The sequence below is a fragment of the Leptolyngbya sp. AS-A5 genome (assembly GCF_039962495.1).
Taxonomy (GTDB): Bacteria; Cyanobacteriota; Cyanobacteriia; order Leptolyngbyales; family Leptolyngbyaceae; genus Leptolyngbya.
Map to the genome: position 1 here is coordinate 78,700 of NZ_JAMPLL010000009.1, position 15,746 is coordinate 94,445.

Here is a 15,746-nt window from a genome sequence, read left to right on the forward strand (position 1 = left end):
TCATGCCAGGTGATTTTTTAGGAGTTGGATGGACAACGCCAGTCCGTTTGAATGCGGAGGGACAGGTTGACCTCGCGCAGGAAGAAGCTGCGGTGCGCCAATCGATTTGGATGATTCTGAGTACGGCTCCGGGTGAGCGATTGATGCGTCCTGATTTTGGCTGTGGCATTCACGAATTCGTGTTTGCGTCGATGAGTGGTGAAACGATCGGCGAGGTGATGAGCGCGGTCAGCAATGCGCTGATTACTTGGGAACCTCGAATTGATTTAGAAGCAGTCGATGTGTTTCCAGATCCACAACAGTCGAGTCAATTACTGATTCAAATTCATTACCGAGTCCGTACCACCAACAATCGCTTTAATTTAGTTTATCCGTTCTATTTAGAGTAGCCCCCATGTCACTGTTGCCCCCGAAAATCGATTCTCGTTCCTATGACGAAATCGTTGCCCAGGTTGCAATGTTAGCGGAGTATTTCACGCACGATTTACAGAGTGAAATTGAACCCACGATCGCTAACTTACTGAATCGCACCCTGGACGAAGATATTAAGGGAATTGCTTCGCAGGGAACTGTTTTGGAGTTAGCGCTCGCGCAACAAATTAGTCAGCTTGCTCAACAGGAAAACCGCGATCACATCAAAGTCAGAGGCGGTTGGTACCCACCCGGCACCAGTCAAGTTCGCCCCACCCTTTCTGCACTGGTTGGACATATTCTGAATCAAGATGTGTCAGATGGAACGGAACTGATTGCCGCTCGCGGCACCTCGATCGATACAGCCTTAGCGGAACGAATCAGTCAAATTGAGGGATTGACTTGGGTGAAAGTGCGATCGTCACCGGGGGCGATCGACATCGAGCCGACGATCGAATCGCTATTTGGACAAGTGCTCAATCAAGATATTGCTAATCCTGCCAATCGGAATCAACCGATCGCGCTAAGGGGCACTCGGATCGATTTGCCCTTGGCGGAGCGAATTGTTCAACAAAACCTGAGCCGCATCAATGTAAAAGTTATACCGGATGCAGGCTGGGCAATGATTCGCCTGTTTAGCCGGATGGCGGTATTGGTGCGCGATCGCTTGAATCAGGTGCCTGAGAAAAACTTTCTCGCGTTTCTCGATTTGATTGGGGCGCAAGTTCTGCCACCCCAGGCGGCTCGGGTGCCATTAACGTTCTATTTAGCAGAGGGAACTACGACCGATGTTTTGGTGCCTGCCCAGACTCCTATAGCAGCACCCGCAGAACCAGAGGAAGTGGTGTTTGAGACCGAGCATAGTTTGTTAGCCACGATTGCGCAGCTAAAAGCAGTGTTTGTGCATGAGCCTAAGCCCAACCGATATAGCGATCGTACCGCTTCTGCTCTCGGAGAAATCAATGCAGCGTTTCCGGCGTTTGTGGGGGAACAAGCGATCGAACGCAGTTTATATGTTGCTTGCGATGAGCTATTGACGCTTCCGGGGACTAAAACCGCAACGCTGATCGTCGATTCTCCCACCGCAGAGCCACTCAAAAATCTAGCCATCACTTGGTCTTATTGGAATGGAACTGATTGGCAGATCACTCCCGCAACCTCTGAAGTCGTGAGGGGCAAATGGCAAGTGACGCTAACGAATTTGCCTGCCCTCAAGCCGCATTCGCTAGAAGGCACGATCGCCAGAGGCAACAGCGAAGTTCCCGCAGGTTGGTTACAAGGTCAACTGAATACACCATTTAATCCATTAGCGCCGGGACAACCATCACGCCTACACATCGAGCAAATCCAAGTGCAGGTGACAATGAGTCGCAGTGATATTCAGCCCGATCGTTGTTTTTTCAACACTGCACCGATTGATTTAAGCAAAGATTTCTATCCGTTTGGGGAACAGCCCCGCTTCAATGACACCTTCTATATTGCGAGTCAAGATGCCTTTGCAAAAGCAGGCACAGATACAGATATCAAGGTAACGATTGATCTGACTGAAGGTAAGACCGTTAAAAACGATGATATCGAGTTGTCTTGGGAAAGTTGGAACGGACAAACTTGGGAACGTATCATCACGGCTAGAAATAACATTCCTGCTGCTTTCGGTACTGATAATCCAAATGAATTTACTTTAGCGCTACGGCGAACGATCGCCCAAACAACTATCAACGGCGAACAAAACTATTGGGTTCGTGCTCGCATTATCAAGGGAGATTACGGTGTTGCTGCCTTCTCTAAAAGAATTGAGAATAGCAATCCTCCAGCCTATGAACTGATTAATGCAACCTTTAAGCCACCATCTCTAGCATCCTTAAAACTGAGATATCAATATAATGCTGCACCGATCGCTGCTTCTGCGGTTCGGGTTTACGATCGCCTGACCCTCACTGATCCTTTTGCTATCGATCGCACCACAAAACTGATTCAAGAACGCAAATCGGGCGAGAAAACCTTAAAGCTAGAAAGTGTTGAGGGTTGGATTGTCGGCGATCATATCCGCATCATCGATAGGAATCTTGAAGCGCATAGAATTACTAAGGTCGATCCCACAACTAAGATCGTAACCCTCGACTCTCCACTGACTCAGGCTCATGCGTTACACACCCCGGTAATCCGGGATTTCCAGCCTTTCCTACCTATTGAGGATACTCGCCCCACATTGTATTTAGGCTTCGATCGACCTTTGCCAAATCGCACGATCGCACTCTACTTCCAAGTCGATCCCCCAACGCCTGGAGAGATTACAAACAATCCGCGTCCCGAAACTCTGGTACAACTCGTTTGGGAGTGTACAACGCCCACAGGTTGGGCACGTTTGGACGTGCAAGACGAGACAGAACTGTTTAGCGATCGCGGCTTAATTCGCTTGATTGCACCGAATGATTTTGCCGCACGGCGGGAGTTTGGGCAATCGTTGTACTGGCTGCGATGTCGTTGGGAAACGGGAAGTTTTCGAGTACTGCCGCGTCTGCGTCGTCTGCTCACGAATACGATGTGGGCAAGCCAAACCACAACGCGAACCGATGAAATTCTCGGCTCCAGTACGGGCAATCCGAATCAAAGTTTTCGCCCGATCCAGACTCCAGTTCTAGAGGGACAAACGCTCGAAGTCATCGAAGAATCTGAGACAGTGCCATGGCAGGAAGTCTCCGATTTCTATGGCTCTAGCGCCTCCGATCGACACTACACCTTGGATCGGCTCACGGGCACAATCCGGTTTGGCGATGGGCAGCGGGGCAGAATTCCGCCTGCGGGGAGTAATAATCTGCGATTGCACTATCGCACAGGTGGAGGAACGCAAGGAAATCAAGCGGTAGAAACCATTACGCAACTCAAGACAACGATCCCTTCCGTCGATCGCGTCACTAACTTAGAGCCTGCGGGAGGCGGTGCAGAATCGGAAGCGATCGGGCGAGTCAAAGCGCGGGGTGCCAAATTTTTGCGCCACCGCGATCGCGCTGTGACTGCCGAAGACTTAGAAGATTTAGCATTGGTTGCTTCTCCTGCGGTGGCACGGGCAAAAGCAATCACACCCCGCTTTGATCCGATTACGCTGCAATGGTTTCCGTCCTACCCAATTCGCTTAGATCAAGCTGGAGAGATTCAAGTGAGCGTTGCTGTCGATGCGAGTCGCGCCGCCAATTTGGATTTAGAAGTGAAGCTCTACGGCCCAGCCCAATCGAATGCTTATGCTCAGCAAATCATTCGATCGAATCGAGACAGACTGACGTTCACTGTCACGCCGGAATTCTTCGAGCTAGGAACTGCTTGGAAAATCACTGTTGTGAATCGAAATGATAACAATATGCAAGGGACGCTAACCATTACAACGCCCAATGGTTCGCAAAACCACGGCCTGGAAGCACCTGCGAGTAGTGCAAATCGTGAGATTACAGATGCAGGCAAAGTCGAGTTAATGATTGTGCCTCAAAGTGCTGCCGCACAGCCAACGCCGAGCTTGATGTTGATCAATCAGGTTGAACAATACTTACGCGATCGCGCCTCTCCCACGCTCGATCTTCAAGTCACAGAGCCTGATTGGGTAGAAGTCACGGTTCGGGCAGCCGTCGTTCCGGTTTCCCTAGAAGTTGCGGATGCCGCTAGAACGGCTGCAACTGCGGCATTGACTCGGTTCCTCCATCCTCTAACGGGAGGTTCTAGCGGACAAGGTTGGTCTTTCGGTCGCCGTCCGTTTCCTTCTGACTTGTATGCTGTGCTCGAATCCATTCCAGAAGTTGACCACGTTACCAGTCTAAGTATCGTCAGCATTCCCTCTCTCGGAAGCATTCCCTCTCTCGGAGATGACCCAACCATTACGCCTTTACCTGCCGATCGGCTCGATCGCTTTCTCATCTATTCCGGCAATCACCAAATCATTCTTCCTTAATCTAATCCTATGCCTCTACCGCTTCCCAACCTAGACGATCGCACCTACGCTGACCTTGTCGCAGAGATGAGATCGTTCATCCCTAGCGAATTTCCAGAATGGACGGATCACAACCCCAGCGATACCGGAATCATTCTGATGGAATTGCTCGCTTGGCTAACCGAAATGGTGCTCTATCGCGTCAATCAAATTCCCAATAAAAATTACGAAACCTTTTTAAAACTCTTAAATGGCGCAGACTCCATTCCGCCAACCGAATTAGAAACCGCAATTCGAGAAACTATCTTATCGCTGCGGGAACGTCACCGAGCCGCCAGCGCAGACGACTTTGAACACTTAATTTTAGAAGACTGGCACACCACCCCAACCGCTCAGGCATTGGGCAAGCAGGGGATTGTGCGACGAGTGAAATGTTTACCAGAGCGCAATGTAGCCATTTCTAATGATGTTGCCCCCGGAAATATCACGATCGTGGTAATTCCCGATGCCCCCGAGACGGAGTTACAACCTCAGCCGACCCTAGCACTACGAGCCGCACTCTGGAAATGGCTCGACCCGCGCCGCCTACTCACCACTCGCCACCACATCATTGCGCCCGATTACGTTCCCGTACAAATCACGGCTCAACTACGCCTAGAACGTGGCATTCAGGCGGACACACTGCGTCAAAGAGCGATCGCAGCGCTGCAAGCGTTCTTTCATCCGTTGCGTTGGGAGTTTGGTCGTAGCGTTTATCTTTCGGAAGCCTATCAACTCTTTGATCAAATTCCGGGAGTCGATTATGTCCCTAACGTAACGCTTCAAAACGATCGCGCGCTGACCGAGGTTCCGCTCCAGCAGCATCAGCTTGTGGCGATCTCACTCACTCCCAATAGCTTGACAATTCAAGAGGCATAGATGATCGAGCGCACCAGTAGCTATGAGCAATACTTACCTGCGATCGTCCAAACCGATCCGTTTATTCAACGCTTTCTGCTAGCGTTTGAGCGGGTTTTGAGTGGACTGTTTCCGCCCGACCCGGAAGATCCGATCTCTCAACAACCTGGATTAGAAGAATGGATCGATCGCATTCATACCTATTTCGATCCCCAGCAAGCCCCAGAAGCCTTTCTCCCTTGGCTCGCGAATTGGGTCGCCCTAACGTTGCGAGAAGATTGGGAGGAAGAGGTCAAACGGCGCTTTATTAGCCAGATTGTGCCGCTCTATCGCCAACGGGGAACGAAAGCAGGCTTAGAAAAATTGCTCAAACTCTATACGAATGAAGAAGTCGAAATCGAAGAATTTGAGCACATAACACACTATTTTCAGGTCAAGATGACCCTGAGCGCGAACGATCGCGGGTTACTCCGCCGCAAACAGCAAATTGCTCGCAGCATCATCGACCAAGAGAAGCCTGCCCACACGTTTTATGCCTTACAAATTGTCATTCCTACTATGCAATTGAGAAATGACCCCCGCGTTGGCTTAATCGTGGGCGAAAACACAATTTTAGGCACCAGCCAGCTAGGGCAGTAACGCCAGGAGAACTTTATGGCAGCAGATTACAGGCAATACGATCCGATCGAAAAACGAGTCCGCTATTTTGATGGACAATTCTTAAAAGACCAAGATTTTGTCGATGAGCAAAAGTACCATCTCGATCGCCAACGTCGCCCCCTGCGGTTTCTGCACAGTCCTGGAATTGTCGAGGGTTTAACGGTCGATCCAGGCAGTCAGCAATCGCGAGATGATGTCGATCGCGCCATTGTCCGACCTGGAACTGCGATCGACCCCAAAGGGCAACAAATTGTCCTTGGCAGCATCAAAGATTTGCCGCTCAAAGAGTTTCGCAATCAAGCGATCGACGTGTTCATTGCCTATCGAGAAGTGGCATCCGATTTGGCTCAAGAAGGCGGAGAATCAAATCGGCGCTGGCACGAAGACCCGGCGATTACAGTGCAGAAAACAGATGAATCGCCGCCGGAAAACGCCATTCGACTGGCAAGGTTAAACCTCAATGGCGATGGTAATGTCACCCACGATGGCGATCAAACCGTGCGGCAATATGCAGGCATCAAGCTTCCCACTGCCGATGGCGCCAATTTGAACTTACGATCGCGCGGCATGGCAGGCAGAAGTTGGGCAACCCTGAGCGGCAGCTTAAACGTCACCGATCAAGTCGGTATCGGCACAACCAGCCCCAATGCCAAGCTAGAAGTCAAATTAGCGAGTGCTTCCACAGAATCTAGCCTCAAACTTGAGCACATTGGTTCCAATCTAGTGGTACGCCCTCTCAGTGCGGGTGGCAATAGTTCTGTGGTTGAGAATACGGGAGGTGGAGCATTGCTCATTAATCCTAGCGGCGCAAATGTTGGCATTGGCAGTAATGAAGCCACGAATCGATTGCATGTGAGCGGCACGACTGGAATTCGACAAAACTATTTGTACCTGAGCGGCAATGCGGGTGGTAGTAGTTTGTCCTACAATGCTCACCGCAATGCAAATAACAGTAATTGGGTGTTCCCCGATCGCGCTCGCACAGCCGTGACTTTAGAAATGGACGATACAGGAGAAAGACCCCGCTTTGAAGTGTATGCCACCGCCAGCACGAATACCGCAAATTGGACTCAAAGATTGGCGTTAGATTGCAGTACGGGGAATTTCGCGATCGCGCACAATGGCGGAACAGTCGGAATTGGAACCGGGGCATCGACTGCGAGGTTGACAGTTGCTGCAACGACTGAACATTTACGTCTAATCCGCAGCCGTACCGAAACCACGGGCGGAAAACACTTATTTCTGGAACTATTCCAAGAAGATCCGAGTGTGACGGTTCCAGAAGTCTTTCCCGCAATTCGATTCCACCACGGAGGACGCTTTTGGCATCGCATTGAAGCACAGACGAACGGCATTCACTTCAAAAATGGCAATCTCAACTCGGATGCCTACGTGAGAATCTTTGCCGAAAACATGATTGTAACGGGGATGATCGTCATGTGGTCAGGAGCCGCAAACGCAATTCCAGCAGGATGGTTACTGTGCAATGGTCAGCCCTACAATAATGGTCAGAGCAGAACCCCTGATTTGCAAGATCGATTCATTGTCGGAGCAGGTCTAAAATATACAACGGGCGATATAGGCGGAGCAAATACCGTTAACTTGGATATCGATCAGATGCCGATTCACGCGCATTCATTAGATTTTGATAGTGGAGGGGGAGGATTCGAAAGTGTGACCAGTCACAGCATGGCAAGGTCTGATCAACAGGTGAATGTCTTCGCAAACTATCAAGTTCAAACAAACGCTGCTGGCGGATATCGAGCCCACGAAAATAGACCTCCGTATTATGCTCTCTGCTTCATCATCAAAATTTAAGGAATGAACATCATGAGAGAGAAAGTGCAGCAACGCTTACAACAACTAAAAAATGAATATGAAACTGGACAAAGAATGCTGGCAGACTTAGAAACAAAGCAGTTGAATCTTCGGGAAACCTTGCTGCGAATTGATGGAGCGATTCAAGCTTTAGAAGAAGTTTTAGAAACAGACTCTACACTTGAATCTGATAACCACTCGCAGATTGAAACGCCTGTGATCGTCCCCTAATCTCTTACGCCCAACTTCAAACCTAGCTCATCGATCGTTGATGTCCCTTCGCTCCGAGTCAAACACAGATGATGAAGTCCTCCCTCCAGCCTCAACAACCTCAAGCTCAAGCAGCTCAAGCGACTGCCGCCTCCCAAAAACCGCTTGATCATCCGGTCATGCAGCTTCAAGCAAGTCGGGGCAATCAGGCGGCAAATCGCGCAATTAACGCTTTGAGCAACGCTGGAGGCACTGTGGCTTCAGCCGATTCTCTTCGTGCAACCCCCATTCAACGCAAATCGATGTTTCGGGGACTATCGCATGAGTTGATCCGGAGCAGCAGTGGACAACCTTTAGCAGAAGATGTTCGATGCTCAATGGAACAGGCATTAAATGTCGATCTCAAGGATGTGAGAGTGCATACCGATGAGAAAGCAAACCAATTGAATCAAGCTTTGAGCGCAGTTGCATTCACCAGCCAGCGAGATATCTTTTTCCGCCAAAATCGTTATGAGCCGTATCACCCACAGGGACGGCAACTGCTTGCCCATGAGCTTGCCCATGTGGTGCAACAAACGCAGGAGCAGATTCAACCCACCACACAAATTGACGGTCTGTCCATCAATGACAATCCCAGATTAGAACAAGCAGCGGATGCGATCGCTCACCAAGTCACCCATGCTGCTCCAAGATCGACCGCAGACTCAGATCAGGCAAAACCTGCGCCATCAATTAGCACAAGCCAACCTGTGATCCAGCGCATGGTGATTCCCAAAGATGAGGTGGGAGTGGAGCAAGATATTGATACAAATAGTATTAACTTCTATGACCAAATCGAAAAAATCAAAGACCCACAGATCTTAGACAAAATCATTGCCTACATTGAAGCTTACAAGAAGACACCGAAAGATAGGTGGAGTGTTGTTTTTCTAATCTGGCAAAAAGGAGAGATTGCCAGGTTAATCCAAGAGATTAACGAACTTGCAAACCCCTCTGTTCAAGAAAATCAAAAGACTTCGGATGCTGAAGAGCTAGAAGCAACCGTAATGAAAATTATTCAGCAAGGTGGTCATAAAGAAGCCGCCAATTGGTTGAAGCTATATATTGAAAGCTACAAGAATCTATCGAAAGGAATTGGAGCAGTTGATCAGCAAAATCATCGAGATGAGCTTATGGAACAATTGTTAATCACTGCAGGCAAGAGAGCAACCGACGAAGCTACAGAAGGCAAGGGTGGAAAAATTGCGATCGATCCTAAAGAAAGAAAGCTGCTCGAAAAGAGTTTGATCACTAAGAAAGTATTGGGTCAACCCGGAAACGCCGCTCCCTATACTTTTCTAAAAGACGAACGAGCCAAGCTGCTGAGGGACCAAAAGCAAGCTAAGAAGAATGTTAAGAATCCTGGTTTGAAGATTAACAAAAATATGACGATCGACGGACATAAGGTGCTGAAATGGTTTAACGAAGTCACCCGAGTTGAATTAAGCCAATTTTACGATTCTCGTAAAACCCCTGCAACGGCGATCGACAAAACTCGCAGGCCAGAAAATATTACGTTCAATGCTAACAATTGGCTAGATAAATGGGCACAGCTTGCTTGGAAAGACCAATGGGCACAAACTAATGTTCCCTCGTGGCAATATGGCAAGGCTAACAAGGCCAGCGGGTTTTATCCATTAATCGGTAAATTGAACCTGGGAAGCAAAGCCTACGATGTGGAAGATAAATTATGGGTCAAACCGCAGGGAGCAGCAAAAGCAACCCGATATAACGACATGGGAAACGAGCTCGCGAAGGGTAAAACGGCTGCAAACCGAGCCGAAAACATCCGAAAAGTCATCAAAGGCGACTTAACTGGGGTTGATGCCCATGAACAGGAAGCAGCACTAGCTATGTTGGGAGCCGAAACGGCTCGGAATCCCCGCTCCTATGGCGTTGGCTTGATGCTACTCGACTTAGTTGAAAATAACATTACCTACGGTAACAACAAGCAATATAGCTGGGACAAGATCCTGGGGTCACACTTGCATCCACGAGAAAACCGTGAGCAGTATAAGCAGAGAAAAACTAACGCTTCTGTGGACAAGAAAAACCGCTGGAGCAAAATGTTTAGCGCCATTTCAGCCTACGCCCCTCAATTTAAGGACAAACCATTTGTCAGTTTGTGGGCTGGAAAATGGTCGATGTCTCCTTCCGCGTCTCTGTCGCTTGGTTCTCCTACAGTCCCCATTCCGAGTCAGACGGAAGACTTGAATACTGTGCAGTACAAGGAACTCAAAACGATTATCAACTGGTACATCAATCTGATGCAGGGAGTGGAATTAGATGTGGATAACGAAGCCGATGCAGAAAAACTTTTGAAGAAGCTGTTCCAGAAGCGTCTGCAATCTAAAGATAAATTTACTAACGAAATGATGAAGCAGGAAGATGTTTAGCTAAACGATTGGAATAGGAAAAAGACTTAATGTGATTGCTCTTGAGAATCTACATGGATTGTTGCCGCTCTTGCAACGTTTAGACGCACGGCTAGCCCAAGCTGTCGCGATCGCTGAGTCTGAATTTAGCACTGAGGACGATCCTTACCGGGGATTGCATATCGATTCTACAGAAGCCGAACGGCTCCTCGCTCGGAAGTCCGGCACGCCCTTGTTTCCTCCAGATTTATCTTCAGACTTTCCACCTGATTTAGTAACACCTGGGTCGCGCTTGGCAACGTTACAGCACACCTTTGGGTTATCTGATTTTGATCTGGAATTAGTGGCGATCGCGATCGCGCCCGAATTAGATCGACGCTACGATCGGCTCTACGCCTACCTACAGGACGATATCCGTTGCAAACGTCCCAGTGTAGATTTAGCCCTCAACTTGCTGTGTGCTTCTGTGGTAGATAAGTTCAGGCAGCGGGTGCGCTTTGCAGCGGATGCACCACTAATTCAATCTGGATTGATGCACCTCATTCCCGATGCCAATCAGCCCAATTCAACATTGCTTGGACGCGAACTGCATCTTGATGATCAGGTGATCCGATTTCTGCTGCATCAACCTGGATTGGATCAGCAACTTACTCCCTTCTGTCAGTTGATTGAGCCGCGGGTCGCACTGGATGAGCCACCCTTACCTGTGAACATTCAATCGATTTTGAACCGCCTGAAGCAGCCATCCCCGTTGCGGCTTTATTTTCAGGGACGCGATCGCCCCAGTCAGCAGCAGGTCGCCGTTCGATTAGCGAGTGCGGTCGCGACTCCTTTGTTAATCGTTGACTTGCCTCACCTGATTCAGACCAAAGTAGGACTGGAGCCAACACTAAAACGGGTGTTGCGAGAAGCCCAATTTCAAGGTGCTCTGCTTTATCTAGATGGACTGGATGCTCTACAAACCGAAGAGTACAGGGTTTCTCACGCCTTCTTGTTACGGATACTGGCAGCGCATCAGGGAATCACCATTCTGGCTGGAGAACAGGCCTGGAAATCACAATCCCCCGAACCACTGGGCATCGTCACGCTTGCCTTCCCAATGCCCAACTTTGGGCAACGTCGGCAGAACTGGCAGCAGCACCTCAATGCCGCCGGAATTTCCCTCGACCCGCATGAACTTGATGCCTTGGCAGATCGGTTTCGCCTGACTTCGGTACAAATTGCCGATGCGGTTTCAACTGCGGTTCAAACGGCGATGCTCAACCCTCAACCTCTAGATCTGTTTATGGCTGCTCGCGCTCAGGCGGGACAAGGCTTGAGTACCTTGGCACGCAAAATTGAGCCAATCTATGGTTGGGACGACATTATTCTGCCCGCCGATCCATTAGCGCAGTTGAAGGAGTTGTGCAACCAAGCCACCTATCAGCATGTGGTGTATGGAGACTGGGGATTTGGCAACCGATTGTCCCTCGGAAAAGGCTTGAATGTACTGTTTTCAGGTTTACCAGGAACGGGGAAAACGATGGGAGCAGAAGTGATTGCTCGTGAGTTGCAACTTGACCTCTACAAGATTGACCTCTCGCAAATCATTAGTAAGTACATTGGCGAAACCGAAAAGAACCTCGATCGCATCTTTACCGCCGCCGCCAACTCCAATGCAATTTTGTTGTTTGACGAAGCCGATGCCCTGTTTGGCAAACGATCGGAGGTGCAGGATTCCCACGATCGCTATGCCAACATTGAAATTGGCTATCTGTTGCAAAAGATGGAAGAGTATGAAGGCATTGCTATCCTCACGACGAATTTACGCAGCAGTCTGGATGATGCCTTTGTGCGGCGATTGCGATTTATGATCGATTTTCCCCTGCCGAATGAGCACGATCGCTTGTGCATCTGGGAGCGAATTTTTCCAGCCGCGACCCCGCGTAGTCCCGATGTCGATCTATCTGCGATGGCACGGCGATTTGAAATTAGCGGTGCCAATATTCGCAATATTGCTCTAGCTGCCGCATTTCTAGCGGCGAGTGAGGGTGGTGTGATTACGATGACGCATTTAATTCGGGCGACTCAGCGCGAGTACCAAAAGATGGGGAAGTTATTGATAGATGACTGGCACTAAGATCATCAAGTCTGAGAACTTGCAACCACCGCCTATTCAGGGAACCAATGGTCAACCCTTAAAATGGATACGTATTCACCCTGCTTTGATTTATTCTCAAGGCAGGGTTTTTGGTGTTTTGGCAAAGCGATATGAAGCACTTTATTGGCATTGATATTGGGACAACCAGTACAAAAGCGATCGTCGTTTCGTCGACAGGTGAAGTTAAAAGTATTGCTAGTCAGGAATATCCCTTACTTTCTGCCCAGCCCCGATTTGCAGAGCAAGATCCAAACGTAATTTTTGAGGCTGTTTTGCGATCGGTACAAGTAGCCGTACAGCAGGCACAGTTATCAAGTCGAGATGTTGCTGCGGTTGGATGTGGTTCTGCAATGCACAGCTTGATTGTCATGGGTGCAGATCATTCTGCTTTGAGCCAGAGTATTACTTGGGCAGATAGTCGGAGTGTGAGGCAAGCAGAAGCCTTGAAGCAACAAGAAAACTGGATTTATCAAAACACCGGAACCCCTCTGCATCCGATGTCACCGCTCACAAAATTGCTTTGGATGCGGGAGTGCGATTTAGAGCGATTTAACAAGGCTGCAAAGTTCATCTCGATTAAAGAGTATGTTCTGTATCAGTGGTTCGATCGATATGTAGTAGATTACTCGATCGCCTCTGCAACCGGATTGTTTAACCTCAGAACTTTGACTTGGGATAAAGATGTTCTAGCACTTGCACAAATTCGCACTGATCAACTGAGTGAATTAGTTCCAACGACGCACATTCTGCAAGGCATGAAACCACACTATGCAGAACTAATGGGACTTGATCCGAATGTTCCAGTTGTAGTGGGTGCGAGTGATGGAGCGTTAGCCAATATTGGAGTTGGGGCAATTACATCGAATCAGTTAGCAATCACGATCGGCACCAGTAGCGCAGTCCGAAAAGTAGTGTCTGAGCCTTTAACCGATTCACAAGCCAGAACATTCTGCTATGCCATTACTGAGAAACAATGGTTGATTGGGGGTGCTTCTAACAATGGGGGTATTGTTTTAAGGTGGTTTCGAGATAACTTTGGACAACAAGATTCGTATGATTCCCTGATTCAACTGGCTAAGACTGTTTCGGCGGGTGCAGAGGGATTGTTATTTTTACCATTTCTTTCTGGTGAACGTGCGCCCTATTGGAATGCAGAGGCGCAAGGAGTGTTCTTTGGTATGTCTTTACAGCATCAGCGATCGCACTTTGTTCGCGCTGTCTTAGAAGGTGTTTTGTTTGCTGCTTATAGCATTAACACTGTGCTGAGTGAACTGACTGGAACGAGTCAAACGATTCTGGCATCCGGGGGATTTGCACGATCGTACCTTTGGCGGCAAATGATGGCTGATGTGTTTGGGATCGAAGTGCTTGTGCCCGAAGTCTATGAAGCGAGTGGATTTGGAGCAGTTGTTTTAGCGATGTATGCGATTAATCAGATTGATCAGCTAGAGGAAGGACGATCAATGATTCGGATTCGCGATCGACATTCTCCAAACTTACAGCTATCTGAGCAGTATCACAAGCAATTTGAACGCTATGGGAGGCTCTATCAACAGTTAGAATCAGAGTTTTCGAGACAATGAACTAAGCAATCTAAATGCTCTGTGGTATGAGTTGCCATGACCGTCATGCGAATTCGGCTCGTTGGAACAGTCGGCGGTCGAATCGCGGGTGCAAAGATGCTCTGATTTTGTAATGCTTGTGCGGTTTTTAGAGCCGTTTGAACATCGGGTAATTGCCAACAGAGAATCGGGGATTCCGAAGGCAACAGATCGAAGTTTGCTAGCTTTGATTTGAGATAAGTAACATTTTGCCAAAGCTGCGATCGCCGTTCTGGCTCTTGTTGAACGATCTGAATAGCGCACAAAGCCGCAGCACTATCAGCGGGTGATAATCCTGTTGTGTAAATCCAACTTGGCGCACGATTTCTAAGGAAATCAATCAGTAATGCAGAACCAGCTACATAACCACCTAAGCTACCTAATGCTTTGCTCAAGGTTCCCATCTGCACCAGTGCCCGTCCGGTACAACCAAAATGCTCGACACATCCTGCACCTGTTGCGCCCATCACTCCGGTCGCATGAGCTTCATCGACTAATACCATTGAGTCAAACTGATCTGCTAAGTCCAGAATTTCAGGCAACGGACACAGATCGCCATCCATGCTGAATACGGTATCTGTGAGAATCAGGCATTTTTGAAAGTGCGATCGCTGTTGTTCGAGCTTGGTGCGTAAGTCCTGCATTTCACAGTGCCGATACTCCAAAATCGTTGCACCGCTCACAATTGCACCATTTCGTAAGCTCGAATGATTGTATTGATCAGACAGAATTAAGTCACGTTTGCCGACTAAGGCTGCGATCGTTCCTAAATTTGCTAAGTAGCCAGAGCTAAACACGATCGCATCTTCGGTTTGTTTCAGTTGTGCGATCGCGGATTCTAGCTTTCGGTGTAAAGGTCGATGTCCCGTGAGCAATCTTGAGCCGGTGCTTCCTGTTCCGTATTGTTCAACAGCTTGAATTGCAGCATCAATTAAACGCTGATCGGTTGCGAGTCCAAGATAGTCATTACTTGCAAAGTTGAGATAAGCGCGGCGATCAATCTGAATGACTGCACTGGGACGATCAATCGTTTTAGTCGATCGATGCCAACTTGCGCGGTCGATCGACCTTAACGATTGTTCAATCCAAGCATACGGATCATTCTTCATTCGGTTGCTCTCGAATTTCTGCATTTTTACCGCGCACCGGGGGCAGTTTATCGACTAAACCCATTTCAAAGGCAACATCAGGAAGTTCGCCTGCAATGTATCGACCCGGTTGATAAACTTTTCCGGGTGTAAAGCAAGTTTGACGCAATTGAACTGTTTCAGCAGGGAGAAACATTGTTCTCGACATCCGGCGTTCGATTCCCATGATTTAAACCTCAATTTGATTCTGCTGCATATAACTTAGCAACCAGTTCGCCATTGTTGCACGTCGAGTTTTTCGCGGCACGAGTTGATCGACGGTATATCCCGAAAATCCAAGCTTTTCTTTCAATAGCTGCTTATTTTCTGGTGGAATCGATCGCGTTAATTTCACAACCGCTGGACGACTTTCAATAAAGTTCGGCGGTTCAGGATAGGTTTCTAACCATTCTGGAGCAACAGTTCCGTCATCGTAACCGAGATAGTGACAAACTAAGCGATTTGCGGTTGTATCGTCGATCGTATCGTTCAGAATCGCCCAAATCGTATCGGAGTTTAACGGAGGTAAATCAGGCATTGTTCTTGCTTCGA

The 15,746-nt window shown here is 48.6% G+C and carries 12 protein-coding genes; 9 read left to right on the forward strand and 3 right to left on the reverse strand.

Annotated elements, in window-relative coordinates; all coding sequences use genetic code 11:
• Positions 1–2: 2 nt before the first annotated feature.
• From NC980_RS12960 to NC980_RS13000, 9 genes are all read left to right on the forward strand, one after another.
• Positions 3–389, forward strand: a complete 387-nt coding sequence (locus tag NC980_RS12960) for a GPW/gp25 family protein (RefSeq protein ID WP_190376960.1) — start codon at positions 3–5, stop codon at positions 387–389.
• A 5-nt stretch (positions 390–394) separates the two neighbouring features.
• A complete protein-coding gene (locus NC980_RS12965) occupies positions 395–4,348 on the forward strand; it encodes a putative baseplate assembly protein (protein ID WP_190376961.1) in 3,954 nt (1,317 codons plus the stop codon).
• Positions 4,349–4,357: 9 nt separating this feature from the next.
• Positions 4,358–5,245 carry a baseplate J/gp47 family protein gene (locus tag NC980_RS12970; protein ID WP_190376962.1) on the forward strand — a complete coding sequence of 296 codons (888 nt, stop codon included), beginning with the start codon at positions 4,358–4,360 and terminating at the stop codon, positions 5,243–5,245.
• The gene (locus NC980_RS12975; protein ID WP_190376963.1) at positions 5,246–5,863 is read left to right on the forward strand and encodes a phage tail protein I; all 618 of its coding nucleotides are present in this window, start codon (positions 5,246–5,248) and stop codon (positions 5,861–5,863) included.
• 15 nt (positions 5,864–5,878) lie between these two features.
• Complete coding sequence (locus tag NC980_RS12980) at positions 5,879–7,702, forward strand: tail fiber protein (protein WP_190376964.1); 1,824 nt, start codon at positions 5,879–5,881, stop codon at positions 7,700–7,702.
• A gap of 12 nt (positions 7,703–7,714) precedes the next feature.
• Positions 7,715–7,933 (forward strand): hypothetical protein, encoded by a 219-nt coding sequence (locus NC980_RS12985; protein ID WP_190376965.1) that lies wholly within the window; start codon positions 7,715–7,717, stop codon positions 7,931–7,933.
• A 68-nt stretch (positions 7,934–8,001) separates the two neighbouring features.
• Positions 8,002–10,347 carry a DUF4157 domain-containing protein gene (locus NC980_RS12990; RefSeq protein ID WP_190376966.1) on the forward strand — a complete coding sequence of 782 codons (2,346 nt, stop codon included), beginning with the start codon at positions 8,002–8,004 and terminating at the stop codon, positions 10,345–10,347.
• Positions 10,348–10,378: 31 nt separating this feature from the next.
• Positions 10,379–12,445 (forward strand): ATP-binding protein, encoded by a 2,067-nt coding sequence (locus tag NC980_RS12995; protein WP_347272607.1) that lies wholly within the window; start codon positions 10,379–10,381, stop codon positions 12,443–12,445.
• 131 nt (positions 12,446–12,576) lie between these two features.
• Positions 12,577–14,049: a gluconokinase gene (locus tag NC980_RS13000; RefSeq protein WP_190376967.1), complete on the forward strand. Its 1,473-nt coding sequence runs from the start codon at positions 12,577–12,579 to the stop codon at positions 14,047–14,049.
• On the opposite strand, the gene bioF is transcribed toward NC980_RS13000, so the two are convergent.
• From bioF to NC980_RS13015, 3 genes are read right to left on the reverse strand one after another with little or no spacing between them, the layout of a single operon-like run.
• Entirely contained in the window at positions 14,016–15,176 is a 1,161-nt protein-coding gene (bioF, locus tag NC980_RS13005) for an 8-amino-7-oxononanoate synthase (RefSeq protein WP_190376968.1), read from the reverse strand. The two genes, NC980_RS13000 and bioF, sit on opposite strands and share 34 nt — an antisense overlap.
• Entirely contained in the window at positions 15,166–15,381 is a 216-nt protein-coding gene (locus NC980_RS13010) for a hypothetical protein (RefSeq protein WP_190376969.1), read from the reverse strand. Before NC980_RS13010 ends, bioF begins: the two co-directional genes overlap by 11 nt.
• Positions 15,382–15,384: 3 nt before the next feature.
• On the reverse strand, positions 15,385–15,732 hold the full coding sequence (locus NC980_RS13015) for a DUF1823 family protein (protein WP_190376970.1): 348 nt from the start codon (positions 15,730–15,732) through the stop codon (positions 15,385–15,387).
• Positions 15,733–15,746: the final 14 nt, after the last annotated feature.